This window comes from Stenotrophomonas sp. Y-13, from assembly GCF_046267925.1.
In the GTDB taxonomy this organism is placed as follows: domain Bacteria; phylum Pseudomonadota; class Gammaproteobacteria; order Xanthomonadales; family Xanthomonadaceae; genus Stenotrophomonas; species Stenotrophomonas acidaminiphila_A.
On sequence record NZ_CP176501.1, the window covers coordinates 84,945 to 103,213 of the forward strand.

General features: G+C 71.8%; 13 protein-coding genes. 4 read left to right on the plus strand and 9 right to left on the minus strand.

Going from position 1 to position 18,269, the window contains the following annotated elements:
- The first annotated feature begins 13 nt into the window (after positions 1–13).
- From ACJ7VY_RS00355 to ACJ7VY_RS00365, 3 genes are all read left to right on the plus strand, one after another.
- Positions 14–769, plus strand: a complete 756-nt coding sequence (locus tag ACJ7VY_RS00355) for a PIN domain-containing protein (protein ID WP_237723633.1) — start codon at positions 14–16, stop codon at positions 767–769.
- 170 nt (positions 770–939) lie between these two features.
- The gene (locus tag ACJ7VY_RS00360) at positions 940–2,106 is read left to right on the plus strand and encodes an OmpA family protein (protein ID WP_409476116.1); all 1,167 of its coding nucleotides are present in this window, start codon (positions 940–942) and stop codon (positions 2,104–2,106) included.
- 96 nt (positions 2,107–2,202) lie between these two features.
- Positions 2,203–4,122: a peptidase M61 gene (locus ACJ7VY_RS00365; RefSeq protein ID WP_313233132.1), complete on the plus strand. Its 1,920-nt coding sequence runs from the start codon at positions 2,203–2,205 to the stop codon at positions 4,120–4,122.
- 695 nt (positions 4,123–4,817) lie between these two features.
- Here ACJ7VY_RS00365 and ACJ7VY_RS00370 read toward each other — a convergent pair.
- The 9 genes from ACJ7VY_RS00370 to ACJ7VY_RS00410 form a co-directional block, all read right to left on the minus strand.
- Entirely contained in the window at positions 4,818–6,590 is a 1,773-nt protein-coding gene (locus tag ACJ7VY_RS00370) for a carboxypeptidase regulatory-like domain-containing protein (protein ID WP_409476117.1), read from the minus strand.
- Positions 6,587–8,719 (minus strand): hypothetical protein, encoded by a 2,133-nt coding sequence (locus ACJ7VY_RS00375; RefSeq protein ID WP_409476118.1) that lies wholly within the window; start codon positions 8,717–8,719, stop codon positions 6,587–6,589. Before ACJ7VY_RS00375 ends, ACJ7VY_RS00370 begins: the two co-directional genes overlap by 4 nt.
- Complete coding sequence (locus tag ACJ7VY_RS00380; protein WP_409476119.1) at positions 8,716–9,867, minus strand: BatA domain-containing protein; 1,152 nt, start codon at positions 9,865–9,867, stop codon at positions 8,716–8,718. The genes ACJ7VY_RS00375 and ACJ7VY_RS00380 overlap by 4 nt, the downstream gene beginning before the upstream one ends.
- Entirely contained in the window at positions 9,864–10,766 is a 903-nt protein-coding gene (locus ACJ7VY_RS00385) for a DUF58 domain-containing protein (RefSeq protein WP_409476120.1), read from the minus strand. Before ACJ7VY_RS00385 ends, ACJ7VY_RS00380 begins: the two co-directional genes overlap by 4 nt.
- A 33-nt stretch (positions 10,767–10,799) precedes the next feature.
- Positions 10,800–11,789, minus strand: coding sequence for an AAA family ATPase (locus tag ACJ7VY_RS00390; protein WP_104937665.1), 990 nt, complete (start codon positions 11,787–11,789; stop codon positions 10,800–10,802).
- Between the two features lie 16 nt (positions 11,790–11,805).
- Positions 11,806–12,534: a DUF4159 domain-containing protein gene (locus ACJ7VY_RS00395; protein WP_313256292.1), complete on the minus strand. Its 729-nt coding sequence runs from the start codon at positions 12,532–12,534 to the stop codon at positions 11,806–11,808.
- A gap of 135 nt (positions 12,535–12,669) precedes the next feature.
- Complete coding sequence (locus ACJ7VY_RS00400) at positions 12,670–14,004, minus strand: TldD/PmbA family protein (protein ID WP_312348673.1); 1,335 nt, start codon at positions 14,002–14,004, stop codon at positions 12,670–12,672.
- A 21-nt stretch (positions 14,005–14,025) separates the two neighbouring features.
- Positions 14,026–15,660, minus strand: a complete 1,635-nt coding sequence (locus tag ACJ7VY_RS00405; RefSeq protein ID WP_161614996.1) for a TldD/PmbA family protein — start codon at positions 15,658–15,660, stop codon at positions 14,026–14,028.
- Positions 15,661–15,836: 176 nt separating this feature from the next.
- Positions 15,837–17,465, minus strand: a complete 1,629-nt coding sequence (locus ACJ7VY_RS00410) for a TldD/PmbA family protein (RefSeq protein WP_240213186.1) — start codon at positions 17,463–17,465, stop codon at positions 15,837–15,839.
- A gap of 153 nt (positions 17,466–17,618) precedes the next feature.
- Between ACJ7VY_RS00410 and ACJ7VY_RS00415 the strand changes: the two genes are divergently transcribed.
- A complete protein-coding gene (locus ACJ7VY_RS00415; protein ID WP_409476121.1) occupies positions 17,619–18,263 on the plus strand; it encodes a DUF938 domain-containing protein in 645 nt (214 codons plus the stop codon).
- Positions 18,264–18,269: the final 6 nt, after the last annotated feature.

Consider the following 18,269-nt stretch of genomic DNA (forward strand, 5'->3'; position numbering starts at 1 on the left):
GGGAGCGTGCAGCATGCCGAGCGAGGCCGTCGGACCACTGTCCATGGGGAGTGGCCGCATCAACTACGTGTTGATCGATCACGAGAACGTGCAGCCCACCGACCTGCGGCTTCTGGACCGCGCGGACATCCGCCTGTGGGTGTTCGTGGGTGCCGGCCAGGCCAAACTGTCGGCCGAGCTGGCGATACAGATGCAGGCCATGCGCGAGCGTGCCGATTACGTGCGCATCTCGGGCAACGGCCCCAATGCGCTGGATTTCCATATCGCGTTCTACATCGGCCAGTTGTCCGCCAGCGACCCGCGTGGGTTCTTCCACATCATTTCCCGTGACACCGGCTTCGATCCGCTGGTGGAACACCTGAAGGGCAGGAAGATATTCGCCTGCCGCTCGACGGCGATCGCCGGCATGCCGCTGTTCGCATCGGCCGCGGCCACCGAGGTGAGCGCGGTGCCCGCGGCGCAACCGAAACCGAAACCGAAACCCAAGGCGAACGCGGTGACGGTGGTGGTGGACAAAGCGCCCCCGCGGCCGCTGCCCGATGCACCGGTCGCCGCGGCACCCGCCACGGCCATGCAGCGGCTGACGCGGATGAAGACCGTACTGTCGAAGACGAAAACCGGGCGGCCGGGAACCCTCGCCGCATTGAAGAAGCATGTCGCCGCGCACTTCCAGAACCAGATCGGCGCCGACGATGTGGGGGCGATCGTGGCCGGCCTGGAACAGGCCGGCGTGGTGAAGCTGGATGGCCTGAAGGTGCGCTACGACTGAGCGCCATGGGCTCCGGCCGGCGGCATGGCCGCGTCCCGGGGTGGCCATGCCCATCGTGCAGGCAGGCAGCCCGCGCTGCACGGTGTCCGCCGACGCCCGGGTGGTGGCGGGTCACGGGGCCTGAACGCGGCATCGCCGACAGTGCGGCTCCCCGACCCAGGAGCTGCTGCATGCGCCTTCCCCCCCTTTCGCTGGCCTGCCTGACCCTGCTGCTGCCGGCCTGCAGCCCGTCGTCACCGCCGGCCGCCACGCAAGCGGAGGCGGCCGCCGTGGCGACGCAGGAACAGGCGGATGCGGCGCCGGCCGATGCCGCTTTCGAGTTCCCGGCGATCCCGCCGATCATGGTGCCAAGCCTCGTCGGCAGCGGCCCGGCGCAGAAGCAGCTGGAAGCCTCGATGCAGGCACTGATCGACCCGGTGGCCGGCATCAGCGTGCGCCCGGCGAACTGCGCCACCGACGGCGCGCTGGTCAACGAGAGCGGCTTCACCAATCTCGATGCCGTCGGCAACCTGCAGCGCGTTGCCGGCGAGGGCGTGTTCGAGGTGGCCGCCGACGGCAGCGGCCTGGCGGTGACCGGCGAGGATGTGGTGCGGGTCAATCCCGATGGCAGCGGCAGCATCGTCAACAGTGCCGGCACCTTCGAGGTGAGGGCCGACGGCTCCGGCACCTATGTCGGCGAGCATGGGCATATCGAGCTGGACGGCAAGGGGGGCGGCACCTGGGTGGGCGACTTCGGCAACATCGAGAACCATGGCGATGGCTCGGGCCTGTGGGTGGGCGAAGAAGGCAGCATCGAGGTCCGCGCCGATGGCTCCGGGCGCTGGATCGGCGGGCCCGAAGGCATCGCCGAGAACCGCGGCGACGGCACCGGTACCGTGGGCGCGGTCGCCCGCGAGGTGCGCATGGCGCCGCTGCCGCCGCTGCCGCCGGCCGGGCGCTTCCCGCTGCTGGACAAGTTCAGGCCGTCCGGCGCGCCGTGCGGATTCGTCGTGACCCTCAACGACAAGGTGCTGTTCGACTTCGACAAGGCGCAGGTGCGCGCCGACGCCGGCAAGGTGCTGGACACCCTGGCCGGCGCCTTGGCCAAGGTTCCCGCCCGCGCCATCGAAGTCCGCGGCCACACCGACGCCAAGGGCGGCGATGACTACAACCAAGCGCTGTCCGAGCGGCGCGCGCAGGCGGTGGTGGCGGCGCTGCGCCAGCGCGGCGTGGCGCAGGACGCCAGCGCGCGCGGCTATGGCGAATCGCAGCCGGTGGCGCCCAACGAGGTCGACGGCAAGGACAACCCCGGCGGCCGCCAGCTCAACCGCCGCGTGGAGATATTCGTGCGGACCTGAGCGGGGTTCTCGCAGGCCGGGGCATGGCTAACGGCCCGTGCGCCGGGTAGCGGCTGCGGCGATCATCGCGGTCCCGAACCGACGCGAGACCTGCCGATGCATCCGATCCGCCCCGCCCTGCTGGGACTGGCACTGATGGCCGCCCTGGGCCTGGCACACGCCGCCCCGGCCGTGCCCGCCACCGACGCCCGCGGCGTCGCCATCAGCGAGGCGGCCTATCCGGGCACGATCCGGCTGGAGGTGGATGCCACCGACCTCGGCCAGCGGGTGTTCAAGGTGCGCCAGACCGTGCCGGTGCGGCCCGGGCTGCAGCGGTTCCACTATCCGGCATGGCTGCCGGGCAACCATGCCGCCAGTGGCGCGATCGAGAAGCTGGCCGGGCTGGTCGTCACCGGCAACGGCCAGCGCCTGGAATGGACCCGCGATCCGCTCGACGTCTTCACCTTCAACGTGCAGGTGCCCGAAGGCGTGGCCGAACTGCGCATGGACTACCAGTTCCTCAGCCCCACCGATGCCGCGCAGGGGCGCACGGTGATGACCCCGAACATGCTCAACCTGCAGTGGATCGCGATGGTGCTGTACCCGGCCGGCCATGCCGCGCACGCCATCAGCTACCGCGCCAGCGCCCGCTACCCGCAGGGCTGGGAAGCGGCCAGTGCGCTGGAGGTCGAGCGCCGCGACGGCGACACCGTGCATTACGCGCCGACCAACCTGGAGATCCTGGTCGATTCGCCGGTGTTCGCCGGCCGCTACCACCGTACCTTCGATCTGGCCCCGGCCGGCACCCGGCCGGTGCGCCTGAACGTGTTCGCCGACCGCGCCAAGGACCTGGAGGCCAAGCCCGAGCACATCGCCCAGCACCGCGCGCTGGTGACCCAGGCGCGCCGGCTGTTCGGCGCCGAGCATTACAACCACTACGACTTCCTGTTCGCGGTGACCAGCCAGCTCGGCGGCATTGGACTGGAGCACCAGCGCTCCAGCGAGAACAGCGAGGATCGCGACTATTTCAGCGGCTGGAATCCCAAGGTCGGCAGCAGCGACCTGCTCGGCCACGAGTACACGCATTCGTGGGACGGCAAGTACCGGCGCCCGGCCGACCTGGCGACGCTGAACTACAACGTGCCGATGCAGGGCAGCCTGCTGTGGGTCTACGAGGGCCAGACCCAGTACTGGGGCAACGTGTTGACCGCGCGTTCCGGCATCCGCCCGCTGGATGCCTCGCGCGACGCGCTGGCGCTGGTCGCGGCCACCTACGCCGACAACCGCCCCGGCCTGGAATGGCGCTCGCTGGGCGACACCACCAACGACCCGGTGATCGCGCGCCGCAAGCCCAAGCCCTACCGCGGTTACCAGATGAGCGAGGACTACTACCAGGGCGGGCAGATGCTGTGGCTGGAAGCGGACGTGCGCATCCGCCGGCTCAGCAGCGGCAAGCGCAGCCTGGATGATTTCGCCCGCGCCTTCTTCGGAAAGAACGACGGCCAATGGCAACGACCGGACACCTACACCTTCGAGGACGTCGCCGCGACGCTGGAGCAGGTGCAGCCCACCGGCGACTGGGCGCGATTCCTGCGCGACCGCCTCGAGCGCCGGGTGGGCCTGACCGGCGGCATCGAGGCGTCCGGCTGGAAGCTGGTCTACACCGACACGCCCAGCGCCTACTACACGGCGACGATGAAGGGCCGCGGCGCCAGCTTCATCTACTCGCTGGGGCTGTCGCTGGACGGCAATGGGCGCATCGGCGAGGTGCGCTGGGACAGCCCGGCGTTCAACGCCGGCCTTGGCAGCGGCATGCAGGTGCTGGCGGTCAACGACCTGCAGTACAGCGCCGGGGAGCTGGAGGACGCGGTGCGCGCGGCAAAGGACGGCCAGCAGCCGATCCGCCTGCTGGTCAAGGACATGGACGTGTACCGCACGTTCGCCATCGACTACCGCGGCGGCCTGCGCTACCCGTCGCTGCAGCGCATCGAGGGCACCCCCGACTACCTGACGCCGATCTTCAGCGCGCGCAGGTAAAAGCGGCGGAAGGCAACGGGCGGACATTGGACGGGGCAGGCGGGTATCCCGTCAGCCTGCCCTGTCCACGAGGTGAAGTGGCCAGCGGACGGCCGCGGATCGCCGCCCTTGTTGCCTGTCACGGCAGGCACGCCGCTGCGCGCGCCTGCCTGCCAGGCACCGGCTGCCGCCGGCGGCAGGGTGCTTTGCCCAATGCCCGCTCCGGATCGAGCCGGTCAGCCGCTTGCCGCTTGCCGCAGGCCGGCAAGGACAGGCTCATCGCGCCCGGGCAGCGCGCACGGGTCGTGGTCGCGGAAGGGTACCGGGTGCCAGGCCGAAAGCCGGACGGGTGCGATCCGGCGGCGGGTGCGGCACCCGTGAGCTGAAGGCCGGCGCACCGTACGTGCTGCGGGTTGCCCCCGATGCCGGGATCATCGACCCGGTGCCCGGTTCGCGGGGAAGCGGGCCTCTGTCCGGCAAGCTGAGGCAAAAGCACGCCACCGCAACAGCGACGCCACCCTGCCGTGCCGCTGCGGGAGTTGGCGACCCCCGGGGCATCGCCCGGATGGCGCTCCGGCCGGGGGAATACCTGGGCACGACGCCGTACCGCTGGCTGTTGCTCCCCGCGCCCGGTGACGCCGCCGGGCGGTCATGGCCAGCGATCGCAGGGCGCCGCAGGGCGTCGCCGGAGACCCCGCGGAAGCACCGGTCGCGGCCTACGGCGCGCCTGTGGCACGGCGGATGACGGCCGGGCGCCGCCGCTCCAGCCACCACAGCAGCGCCGCCACGCCGATGAAGCCCAGCAGCCACGGCCAGCGGGGACCGGGCACCGGCAGCGCGGATGCTGCGGTAATTCCGGTGCTGCCGCGCAAGGCTGAAGTGGCCTCGCGCGTGGCCTGCGCGTGCAGGGCGCGTGCGTCGGCCGGGTCGATGACCCGTATCCCGGCGCTGCTATCGCCGGCGACGACGCGGTGCCAGCCGGCCTGCCGCGGCCACCAGCCGCTGCAGTTGCCGGCGCGTGGATCGGCCAGCAGGGGGGTCGTGCCGCCATCGGGGGCTTCGATCCGGGTGCCGTCGGGCAGCCCGCACAGCGCGGTGCGTTCACCGGCCCAGGCCCAGGCCGGCAGCCGTGCCAGCGGCGATGCCGGCAGCGGCCGCGCCAGCACCGCCAGCACCTGGTTCCACAGTTCGGCATGGGTGTCGGCGTGGCCGGCCAGCACCAGGGTGTAGCTGTCGGCGACCGGCAACAGGCCGATGCGGCCACGGCCGACGGCACGCCAGCCGCCGATCGCGCTGCCGTCGGCGGCGCGCAGCAGCGGCACCACGCCGGGATTGGCGAACGCCAGGTCGAAGCGCTCGATGGCCGGCGCCGCGGGCGCGCGCCCACCGTCAGTACCTGCTTCCGCATCCGCGCCCGTATCGGCGTCGCGCAGCTTCAGCGTGGCGGTCCGTTCGCCACCGCGCACCTCCAGCCCCCAGTCACGCAGGGTGCGCCTGGCATTGGCGTCCAGCGCGCCGCCCATGCGCACCAGCACGCCGAGGCCGTCGCGCACCGCGGCGGCGATGGCCGCGCGCTGCGCCGAGGACAGCGCCGCCAGGCGGCGCTCGTCGAGCAGCAGCAGGTCGAGCCGGGCGAGGCTGGCCGGCTCGATCGCCGCCGGTGCATCGCCCAGCTGCACCCCGCCACCGACATGGATGCCGGTCTGCACGGTGGCGCCGGTGTCGGCGGCCCAGCGCTGCAGGTACTTCAGTTCCGGCCCTGGGGCGCCGGCCAGCAGGCGCAGCGTGGGCGCCGGCAGCGGACGCACGCGCACCGGCACCGGTACCTGGTCGAGCCGCCTGCCCTCGCGGTCGAGCACGCGCAGGGTGAACTCGACGTCGCCGGCGTCGCGCGCGCTGGCCGCCAGGCGGACGCGACCGTCGTCACCGGGGGCGGCGAGGGCGACGCGATGCCCGGCCGGGTCGAGCAGCTCCACCCGCGCCTGCGGCAGGCCGTGCACGCGTGCGCCCACCTCGAAGCGCGCGCCCGGGGCGAGCGGTGGCGGCGCCTGCAGTTCGACCAAGCCCTGCGGCGCGGCACCGGGCAGGAAGCGCAGCGGCGGCAGTGTGGCATCGCGGTCGCGCGCCGGCAGGCCCTGGCCGACGATGACCAGTTCGCGGGTGCCAGGGTGCTGGCGCAGGGCGGTGGCCAGGTCGGGTACCCGCTCCACCCCCGCCAGCGCCGGCGCTTCCGGCAGGCGTACCCGGATGGCGGCACGAACCGCCGCCAGCTCCGCCGCGCGCGTGCCGGCGGTGGCGACCAGCAGCGTATCGGCAGGCAGCGCCTGGCGTGGCGGGAACAGCGCCAGCCCGAGCAGCAGCGCCGCCGCCAGCTGCAGCACCAGCTGCACCGCCAGGCGTGCGCGCGGCGGTCGCGGCGGCAGGCACAGGCGCAGGCTGGCGAGCAGCACGGCCAGGGCGATGACCCCCAACGGCAGCCAGGCACTCATCGCGCGGTCTCCTGCGGTGCGGCCAGGGCATCCAGGTAGCGACGGCCCATGGCGTCGGCGGCCTCGCGCCGCGCCGGCGGCCCGGGGGCGCGCGGCAGCGCCGGCCACAGCTGGTCGCGCAGGCGCTGGCGGCAGGCATGGCAATCCGGTTGCTGGCGCAGTGCGTCGATGGCGGCGGCGATGTCGAGTGGGTCGGGCACCGCCTGCGGATGCGCATCGAGCCAGCGCGACAGCGCGTCCAGGTCGACCGCCGCGTCCGCCGCCGCCAGCGCCCGCCATGCGTCCACCGGGGTGCGGTCGCCGGACGTGCGTGGCGCCAGCTGCAGGTCGCGGTTGCCCAGCCCGTCGCGCTTGCCACCCATGCGCCGCGCCAGGTCGATCGGCGGCAGCTCGGGGCCGACCCGCGCCAGGTAGACGCGCTCGGCCTGCTGCACCTGCTTGATGAGACCCAGCGCCTTGTAGGCGTAGGGCAGCGCCTGGTCGGGATGGCCCTGGCGCAGGTGCCCTTCGGACTGCCACATCTGGTCGAGCGCGGCCTTGAGGATGGCGCGGGTCTGCGGATCCAGCAGGGTGGCGGCCTCGGCGTGGTCGTGGGTATGGCCGTACTCGGCGAGCACGTCGGTGGCGCTGCCGAACGCCGCTGCGCTGCCGTCGCCGGCCTCGGCATGGTCATGGCCATCGTCGTGCGCGTGCTCACTGGCCGCGGTGTCGCCGGTGGGCGCGCTGTCGCTGGTTGGCGGCGGTTTGGCGCCGCCCTCGGCCTCCTCGCCGAGGAACTGGCCATAGCGCAGGCGCAGGATGCGCTGGTCCACGCCGATGGCATCGGCGCGCCGGGTGAAGGTGTCCGCATCGAGCGCGCCGCGCTGCTTCAGCAATGCCTCGGCGTCGATGATGATCTGGCGCTGGCTGCGGAAATAGGCTGGCATCACTTTCTTGATTGCGCCTTCCAGGTCGCTGGTCTGCACTTCCTGCGCGCTGGGCAGGCGCAGGATCAGGCTGGGGCTGCGCGCCTCCTGTGGCTGCGGCGCGCGGTTGTCGCGCACGCCCAGGCGCGCCACCACCTCGTCGCCGGGGCCGACGCCCAGCGCCGCCAGGTCGACGTCGTAGGCGAAACGGCGCGCGGTGGCCGGGCCACTGCCGGCCAGCTCGATGCGGCGCTGCTGGAAGTCGATGTTCTCGCCGCTGCCCTTGGCGGTGGTGAGCTCCAGCACCGCGCCGGCGGCGACGCCGAAATCGTCGCGCGCTTCGAACCGCAGCGGCCAGCGGCGCTGGCGCGGCGCGGCGCGGGTCAGCGTCTGCACCGGTTCGATCACCTTCACCTGCGGCGGCCGGTCCGGCACCACCTCCAGCCGCCACGCGCGCCCGGCCCCGGCCAGCGCCGGTTCGGTGGCGATGCGGTACAGGCCGGAGCGCTGCAGGGTTTCGCGGGTCTGCCAGTGGTCGCCGTCGCGCTGCAGCGGCAGCCGGCGGCCATCGTGGAACTGCAGCCATGCCTGTTGCGGCTGCGGTGCGAAGCGCAGTTGCCAGTGCAGGCGGCTGCCCTGCAGGGCGCGCGCGTCGAGCTTCGCGCCGGCGCTGGCGGGCTGGCCGGTATAGGCGGGCGGCGTCACCTGCAGCCGCGTGCCGCGCAGCGCGGGCGGCGCGGATGGGGCAGCGGCAGTCGCGGAGGCGTCGTGGCCGCCCGCGACCACCGCGGCAGCGCGCGGCCACAGCAGGGTGGCGGCGGCGACCAGCAGTGCGGCGCCGAAGCACGCGGCCAAGCGCGGCCACGGCCAGCGTGGGCGCAGGTCGGGCGGCGCCGCGCGCAGGCGCTGTTCGATGCGCGCGCGCTGGCGCTGCTGCAGCGGGTTCAGCGTTTCCGGCGCGGCGAACAGCAGGTCGGCGCTGTCCTCCAGGCGCGGTTGCTGGTCCAGGCGCGCGATCAGCCAGCGGGTGTCCAGGCGCCGTGCGCGCCAGGTGGCGACAGTGGCGACGGCGAGCAGCGCCAGGGTGAGGGCCACGCTGCCGGCGTCGAAACCGGCCAGGCGCATCGCGAGCGCGCCCGCCGCCAGTGCTAGCGGCACGCCGCCGGCCAGGACGATCAGCAATACCCGGCGCCGCGCGCCATGCAGCAGGGCCTGCGGGTTCATGGCGGCCCCCGGCGCCGGCGCGCGCTGGCGAGCCAGCGTTCCAGCAGGAACAGCAGGGCGATGGCGGCGGCCAGCCACGGCACGGGTTCGTAGGCCGGCTGTGGCCAGGCGGCCGCGCCGCGGCCCGGCGCCATGGCCGCGGCCAGCGCCCGCGTCGGTGCCGGCGGCGCCTGCAGCACGTCGCGCAGGTGCTGCGGGAAGCCGGCGTCCAGCAGCACCGGCAGGGTGGCCGGCTGCAGCGGCGCGGCCCAGCGCAGCCAGCGTCCCCCGCCGCCGGCCACCTGTTCGATCACCGGCGCGCCGCTGTCGTCGTGCCAGACCGGCAGGCGCTGCGTGTCGGCCGGCACCGGCGTGCGCGCATCGACCAGCAACCGGCCGCCCGCGCGCGCCCATGCCTGCACGGCGGGGGGAACCGGTCTGGCCGACAGCCAGACGCGCACGCCCGCGTCGTCGGCGAAGGGTTGCTCGTCGCCGCCGATGTCCGCCGGCGTGGCGGCGTTCCATGCCTGGCCGACGGCCCGCAGCCACGGCAGGGCAGTGGCGCCAGCGGGGTCATGGCGGATGTGCAGGCGCGGTGGCGGCGCGGCGGTGGCTGCGGCGGCGGGCGGCGCGGCCGCGACGACCTGCCAGCGTACCGCGCGTGACAACCGCGGCAGCTGCGCGTCCAGTCCGTCCAGCACCGACGGCACGACCACGGTGAGCGGCGCGCCGGCCGGCAGCGTCGCATCCAGTTCGCGCAGCAGGCTGGCGAGCGGCTGCACGGGCGGGGGCGCGGCGCCCGCATCGACCGCGGGGAAGCCCGGCGCCAGCCACAGCCAGCGCGCGTCACCGCTGCCCGTCGCGCCGCGCGCGGCGGCGATGTCCACGCCGGGCGCCACGGCGACGCGCGGCGCATCGTCCTCGACGCCTTGCAGCGCCGGCCGCGCCAGCAGCACCGCCAGCAGCGCAAGCAGCAGCAGCCGCACCAGCAGCAGCGGCCAGTCGTCGAAGCGGATGCGCCGGCGCGGGCGTGGCCTGGCCGACAGCCAGCGCAGCGCGGCGAAATCGATCAGCCGCTGCTCGTCGCGCCGCGCCAGGTGGATCAGCACCGGCAGCAGCAGCGCCGCCAGTGCGGCCAGCCCCGCGGGGAACAGCCACACCAGGCTCATGCGCCGCTGCCTCCGCGGCCACCGGCCAGGCGTTGCAGCGGGGCGTCGATGGGCTCGTCGAGGAAGCCGGTGTCATGGCGGATGCCCGCGGCCTGCAGCCGTGCATCCAGCGTGCGCCGCGCCTCGGCGAAGCGCGCCAGGTAACCGGCACGCAGCAGGGCGCCGTCGCCGAGCAGTTCATCGCCGGTTTCCGGGTCGCGGAAACGATGGCCGTCGCGGAACGGGAAGTCGCGCTCCTCGGCGGTCAGCAGCTGCAGGTGCACGACATCGCGGCCGGCCCGGGCCAGGCGTTCGGCCAGGGTGATGGCGGTGTCGTCGAAGCCGTCGCCGATCATCACCACCAGGTCGTTGCCGGCGATGCGTTCCCATACCGGCGCCAGCGTTGCGTGCGCCGGCCACCGGCCCTGCGCGCGCAGGGCATGCAGCTGCAGGTGCACGCGGTCGCGCTGGCGCAGGCCATGGCCGGCCGGGACCAGGCGCACGCCGTCGCCGCCGATGGCGATCAGGCCGAAGGCGTCGCCCTGCTGCAGCGCCAGTTGCGCCACGCACGCGGCCAGGGCGCAGGCGGCCTGCAGGCGGGTCCAGTCGCGCCGCGCCTGGTCGGCCTGCGCCATCGAGGCGCTGGTATCGAGCAGCAGCCATACCGTGAGCGGGCTTTCGCGTTCGGATTCGCGCACGAAGAAGCGGTCCGAGCGCGCGTAGAGCTTCCAGTCGATCTGGCGCGGCTCGTCGCCGGGCTCGTAGGCACGGTACTGCGCGAACTCGAGCCCGGCGCCGCGGCTGCGGCTGGCGTGCACTCCGATACCGCGGCTGCCGCTGGCCCGTTGCGGCAGCAGCCGCAGGCCGCGCAGGCGGCTGCGCACGTCGGCGGGAATCAGCGGTGGCGCGGTGGCGGCCAAGGTGGGTGCGGGCGGGGCTCGGGCCGGTCTGGATCAGGTGGACAACGGCACCGCGCGCAGCAGCGCGGCGATCACGTCGTCGGCGCTCTTCTGCTCGGCCTCGGCGGCGAAGGACAGCAGCAGGCGGTGGCGCATCACCGGCGCGGCCAGTGCCTGCACGTCCTCGCGGGTGGCGGCGAAGCGCCCATGCAGCAGCGCGCGCGCCTTGGACGCCAGCACCAGCGACTGCCCGGCGCGCGGGCCGGCGCCCCATTTGATCCAGTTGTTCACTTCGGCCGGCGCGCCGTCGCCCGGGCGGCTGGCGCGCACCAGCCGGGTGATCCAGGTCAGCAGGTCGGCGCCGACATGCACGTCGCGCACCGCCGACTGCAGCGCCAGCACCGCGTCGGCATCCATCACCTTGGGCACCGCGCCGCCACCGCGGCCGGTGGTCTGCGCCAGGATGTCGCGCTCCTCGGCCTCGCTCGGGTAATCCACGCGCACGTGCAGCAGAAAGCGGTCCAGCTGCGCTTCCGGCAGCGGATAGGTGCCGGCCTGCTCGATCGGGTTCTGGGTGGCCAGCACGAAGAACGGCGCGGGCAACGCGTAGGTGGTGCCGGCGTAACTGACGGTGTGCTCCTGCATCGCCTCCAGCAGTGCGGCCTGGGTCTTGGGCGGGGTGCGGTTGAGCTCGTCGGCCAGCAGCAGGTTGGTGAACACCGGCCCGCGCTGGAAGCGGAATGCACGCTTGCCGGTGCCGTGGTCTTCCTCCAGCAGCTCGGTGCCGAGGATGTCGCTGGGCATCAGGTCGGGGGTGAACTGCACGCGCCGGAACTGCAGTTCCAGGGCCTGGCCGAGCGAGCGCACCAGCAGCGTCTTGCCCAGCCCGGGCGCGCCCTCGAGCAGGCAATGGCCGCCGGCGAGCAGGCCGATCAGCAGCTGCTCGACCACTTCCTGCTGGCCGACCACCGCCTGCGCCAGCGCGCCGCGCAGTTCGCCCAGGCGGGGCAGCAGGGAGTCGAGATCGTGGACGGGGGTGTTCATGCGGTCACCAATGGAGTCAGTGCGTCAGTGCGTACATCACGATGTTCACGCCGAACTTGGTGTTGTCTTCGGCCAGGAAGCGTTTGTTGCGCCAGTCGTAGTCCCATTCGCAGCCGTAGTCCTTGTTGCTGTAGAGCACGCCCAGGCGGCCGTCGATCTCGATGCCCTTCAGGTAGTCGTGCACCAGGTCGTCGCCCCAGCCGTTCAGTTCGAACGTGGTCGCCGGCGGGCCATCGGGAAAGCGGAAGAAGCTGCGGTACAGCGGGTGAGTGTTGGGCAGCTTGGCCAGCGCGCCGGCGCCGAAGATGGCGCGCATCTGCGCCTCGAACGAAGTGGCGAACAGGCCGTCGATGTCGTGGTTGCAGTCGTCCACCAGCACGAAGCCGCCGTTGCGCACGTAGCGCTCGAAGTTGCGGCGCTCGTCCGGATTGAACTCGACCAGCTTGTGCCCGGCCAGGTAGCAGAACGGCGCGCGCAGCATCTTCGGGTCGGACAGCGCGACGACATGCTCGACAGGGTCGACGCGCAGCGTGGTGTAGTCGATCAGCGAGGTGATCAGGTTGGACGGCATGCGCGCGTCCACGTCCCAGTCGCCGGAGTCGTACTTGAGCCGCGTGAACCAGAAATCGTAGCGGCTGGCCTGCGCGCGCGCCCTGCCGGGCAACGTGGCCGCCACCGCGCCGCCGAGCAGCAGGTGGAGGAATTGCGCACGCGTTAGCCGGGACGGTGACAAAGGCGGGAACATCTCGGGACAGGGCCCCCCTCCGGGTAAAGGGGGGCGCGGCGACAGCCGCGGGGGCGCCGGCGGGAGCGGGGCGCGGGACCCCCGGTTTCGCGCCAGCGCGACCGGGGGCGGGCAAGGCCCGCGAAGCGGGCCTGCCTAGACCGCGTCGGACAGCGAGGTGAAGGTGAAATCGCGCAGCCGCATCGGCGGGATCATCATCACGAAACTGGACTCGTCGCCGGCCACGCGCACCGGCTTGCCCAGCTCGTCGATGTTGTTGAGCATGATCACCGGCGATTCGTTGAAGCGGAAATTCTTCACCGGGTGCTTGATCTGGCCGTTCTCGATGTAGAACGTGCCGTCGCGGGTCAGGCCGGTCAGCAGCACGGTCTGCGGGTCGACCAGGCGGATGTACCAGGTGCGGGTGAGCAGGATGCCCTTCTGCGTGCCCTTGACCAGCTCGGCGATCGACTTGCTGCCGCCGCTCATCAGCAGGTTGCCCGGCCGCGCATTGGCGGTCTTGCCCTGCTTCTGCGCCCAGTAGCGCGAGTAGTTCAGGTTGGCGACCTTGCCGTTCTCGATGATCGCCATGCGCTCGCGCGGCATGCCTTCGCCGTCCCACGGCAGCACCGGCGCGTCCGGGTGCCACGGGTCGGCGAACATGTTCACCTGCGGGTCGTAGACCTGCTCGCCGAGCTTGTTGCCGCCGCCCTTCTTGGACAGGAAGCTGCGGCCCTCGTCGGCCGAACGCGCGTCGAAGAAGTTCATCATGAAGCTGATCAGGCCGGCGGCCGCGGCCGGCTCCAGGATCACCGTGTACTTGCCCGGTTCCAGCGCCTTGGCTTCAGCCGATTCGATCGCCTTGCGCTTGGCGATCTCGATCTCCTGGTCGGCGTGGAAGTCGGCCGCGTCCTTCAGGTTGCGCCCGACCCAGCCCGAGCCGCGGCCGTCCTCGGTGCGCACCGTGCAGGTGTAGTCGAACGAGGTGGTGCGCTGGTAGCCGAAGTTGCCCTTGCTGTTGGCGATGGCGACGAAGCCGCGGCTGTCCTCGAGGAAGCCGGCGGCGACCAGGCCGTGGCCGCGGCACGGCGCGATGGAATCGGCGGCGACCTTGGCGCGGAACTCCGGGTCGATGGCGGCGGTGGACTCGCTGAAGGTCGGGCTCGGCCTGTAGTCCTGCCTGTCGATGATGGGCATGAACTCCGGGTTCTCCGGCGCCAGCCGCGCCAGGTCCTCGGCGCGGCGCACCACGCGCTCCAGCGAGGCGTCGTCGAACTCATTGATCGAAGCGGTGCCAACGCGCTTGCCGAAGGCCACCTGCACGGCCAGCTCGGCGTTGGTGACCATGCCGCTGGTGGAGACATTGTTCAGCGCGAAGCGGATGTTGCCGTCGATGGAGCCGGCCAGGGTCGCGGTGCATTCGTCGGCCTTGGACAGCGCGATGACCTTGTCCAGGATGGCCTTGGCCTGCTGTTCGGTGAAGATGCTCATTGCTCAGGAACTCCTTGGACGTCAGCCGAGGCTGCGCGCGGTATTGATGACGTTGATGCCGTCGAAACGGGCGGTGGACGAGCCGTGCGACACCGCCGAGACCTGCCCCGGCTGGCCCTTGCCGTCGAAGAACGAACCGCCCAGGCGGTAGTCGCGCTCGTCGGCCACCGCGCTGCAGGCGTTCCAGAACTCCGGCGTGCGGATCTGGTAGGCCACGTCCTCCAACATGCGGGTGATCTGGCCGTTCTTGATCTCGTAGAACAGCTGGCCACCGAACTGCGCGTTGTAGCGCTGCTGGTCGATCGAGAACGAGCCGTCGCCGATGATGTAGATGCCGTTCTCCACGTCCTTGATCAGGTCGGCCACGCTCAGCGGCGTCTTGCCCGGCGCCAGCGACACGTTGGCCATGCGCTGGAACTGCACGCTCGACCACGAATCGGCGTAGCAGCAGCCGTCGGACTCGGTCTTGCCGAGGATGTGCGCCTGGTCGCGGATGGTCTGGTAGTCGACCAGCTTGCCCTCGCGGATCAGGTCCCACTTCTTGCACTTCACCCCTTCGTCGTCGTAACCGACCGCGCCGAGGCTGCCGGGCTGGGTCTTGTCGGCGAAGATGTCGACCTTGTCGCTGCCGTACTGGAAATGCTGTTCGCGCTTGTCCAGGGTGGCGAAGCTGGTGCCGGCGTAGTTGGCCTCGTAGCCGAGCACGCGGTCCAGTTCCAGCGGGTGGCCGACCGACTCGTGGATGGTCAGCCAGGTGTGCGACGGGTCCAGCACCAGGTCGTACTTGCCCGGCTTGACCGACGGCGCCTTGAGCTTCTCCTGCGCCTGGCGGGCGGCCGCGATCGCGTCTTCGCGCATGTCGTAGGACAGCCCGTAGTTGACCACGCCGTTGGGCGACACGAACTTCTGGCCGGCGTCGCCGTCCAGGTACTCGAAGCCCATGCCCATCGGCGAGGACAGGCCGTCGCGGGTGCGGAACTTGCCGGTGGACTTGTCGATGGCGGTCACCGACATCGGCGCCCAGATGCGGTGCACGTCCTGGTCGATGTAGGAGCCGTCGGTGGACGCGAAGTACTTCTGTTCGTTGACCAGGAACAGCATCGAGTTGACGAAGCTGGCGCCGGCGGCAAGCGCGGCGGCGTTGACCCCCAGCAGCAGGTCGGCCTTGTCCTTGATCGGCACCTCCATCGCGTTCTTGCGGATCGGCGTGCGCCAGCTCACCTCGCCGAAGCCCGGCGCCTTGGCGAACTGCACCGGCGCGGTCTGCACCCGGGCGTTGGCCTTGGCGATGGCGGCGGCCTGCTGCGCGGCCTTGACCACGCCGGCCGGGCTCAGGTCGTTGGTCGCGGCGAAACCCCAGGCGCCGTTGGCGATCACGCGGATGCCGGCGCCGGTGGACTCGGTGTTGACCACGTTCTGCACCTTGTCCTCGCGGGTGATCACGAACTGGCGCAGGTAGCGGCCGATGCGCACGTCGCAGTAGCTGGCGCCGGCGGCGCGCGCCGCGTTCATGGCATCGTCGGCCAGGCGCTTCTTCAACGCCGGGTCGATCGCGGTGAGCAGTTGTTCGGCGGCGATCGCCTTGCCGAAGAACGACGGCACCAGCAGGCCGCCGGCGGTAAGCCCGGTCAGGGCGAGGAAGTCACGTCTTTGCAAGGCAGTTCTCCGGTTGCGGTACGGCAACGAACGACAGTGGCTCCGCGGTGCTCTGCGAACCGTTTGATTCTTGCGGGACGCGGCTGGCCGCGGTAGTGACTTTAGACATAGGAACCGGTACCGCCTTCACCGCTGTGGCCGCCGCCCCTGGCCCCGCAGGCCTGGCGCGCCGGGGCTCAGCCCAGGCTGCGCGCGGTATTGATGATGTTGATGCCGTCGAAGCGGGTCGTCGCCGAACCGTGCGATACCGCCGAGACCTGGCCCGGCTGGCCCTTGCCGTCGAAGAACGAGCCGCCGAGGCGGAAATCGCGCGCATCGCAGATCGCCGAGCAGGCGTTCCAGAACTCCGGCGTGCGGATCTGGTAGGCCGCATCCTCGACCATGCCGGTGATCTCGCCGTTGCGGATCTGGTAGCAGAGCTGGCCACCGAACTGCGCGTTGTAGCGCTGCTGGTCGATGGAATAGGAGCCACGGCCGTGGATGTAGATGCCGTTCTCCACGTCCTTGACCATCTGCGCCGGGGTCAGCGGCACCTTGCCCGGCGCCAGCGAGACATTGGCCATGCGCTGGAACTGCACGCTCTTCCACGAATCGGCATAGCTGCAGCCGTGCGAGGCGTTCTCGCCAAGGATATGCACCTCGTCGCGGGTGGCCTGGTAGTTGACCAGGATGCCGTCCTTCACCAGGTCCCAGCGCCGGCACTTCACGCCCTCGTCGTCGTAGCCCACCGCGCCCAGGCTGTAGGGCTCGGTCTTGTCGGCGGTGAAGTTGACGATGTCGCTGCCCCAGCGGAAGCCGGCCTCGCGCTTGTCCAGGGTGGCGAAGCTGGTGCCGGCGTAGTTGGCTTCATAGCCGAGCACGCGGTCCAGCTCCAGCGGGTGGCCGACGTTCTCGTGGATGGTCAGGAACAGGTTGGACGGGTCCAGCACCAGGTCGTACTTGCCCGGCTTCACCGACGGCGCGGTCAGCTTCTGGCGCGCCTGCCTGGCCGCGGCGATGGCGTCCTCCACCGGGTCGTAGGAGTGGCCATAGCCGATCACGCCGCCCGGCAGGTGGTATTTGCCGGCGGCGTCGCCGTCGAGGAATTCCCAGCCCATCCCGGCCGGCGCCGACAGCCCGTTGCGGGTGCGGAACTTGCCGCTGGCCTTGTCGATCGCGGTGGCGGTGAACGGCAGCCAGATGCGGTGCACGTCCTGGTCGATCCACGAGCCGTCGCTGGAAGCGAAGTACTTCTGCTCGTTGACCAGGAACAGCTGCGAGTTGATGAAACTGGCGCCGGCGTTGAGCGCGGCGGCGTTCACCGCCAGCAGCAGCTCCACCTTGTCCTTGACCGGCACCGCCATCGCGTTGCGGCGGATCGGCGTCTGCCAGCGCACCTCGCCCACCCCGGGGGTGGGCGCCAGCTGCACCGGCCGGGTCTGGATCTTCGCGTTGGCGCGGGCGATCGCCAGTGCCTGCGCCACCGCCGCGGCCACGCCCTGTTCGCTGGACTGGTTGCTGGCGGCGAAGCCCCAGGCGCCGTCGACGATCACCCGGATGCCGACGCCCGCCGACTCGCTGTTGGTGACGTTCTGGACCTTGTCCTCGCGGGTGATGATGGCCTGGTTGAGGTAGCGGCCGATGCGCACGTCGCAATAGCTGGCGCCGCCCCTGCGCGCCAGTGCCAGCACGCTGTCGGCCAGTGCCTTCTTGCGCGCCACGTCGGCCGGCGCGAGCAGTTCCTCGGCGGCGATCAGGCGCGCGTTGGGCAGCATCATGCCGGCGAGGCCGAGGCCGGAAAGCGCGAGGAACTGGCGGCGTTGCATGCGGGACTCCCTGGGTGATGCGATGCGGGCGCACCGCGCGTAACCACCGAATCTCGGCCGCGACACGGTGCGCGCACAAGTGACCATGGTCATGCGCGGCGTCGATGCGCGCTCCGGCACAATCGCCCGGGTCCCTTGCCAGCCCCCGCCGCGATGACCGCCAAACCCCATGCCGCGTCCTGCGACCGCAACCGCGAGCCGATCCTCGCGGTGCTGCGCCGCCACCTGGGCGAGGCCCGCAACGTGCTGGAGATCGGCAGCGGCAGCGGCCAGCACGCGGTGTATTTCGCCGCGGCCATGCCGTGGCTGCGCTGGCAGGCCAGCGACCACCGCGACCACCTGCCCGGCATCGGCCTGTGGCTGGACGAGGCCGCGCTGGCCAATACCCCGGCCGCGCTGGAACTGCAGGCGGTGGCCGGCGCCGGGCTGCAGCCGGCACCGGCGCTGCCGGTGGCCGCCGGCGTGGCCGGTTTCGATGCGGTGTTCACCGCCAACACGCTGCACATCATGGGCTGGGAGCAGGTGCAGGCACTGTTCGCCGGGTTGCCCGCGCTGATGGCGCCCGGCGCGCGGTTCATCGCCTATGGGCCGTTCAACTACGGTGGCGGCTTCAGCAGCGACAGCAACCGCGTCTTCGACGGCTGGCTGAAGGCGCGCGACCCGCATTCGGGTATCCGCGATTTCGAGGCGGTCGACGCGCTGGCGCGCGCGCACGGGCTGCAGCTGCTCGAGGACGCGGCGATGCCGGCCAACAACCGCACCCTGGTGTGGCAGCAGGCACCGCTGCGGAACGGCTAGGATGCG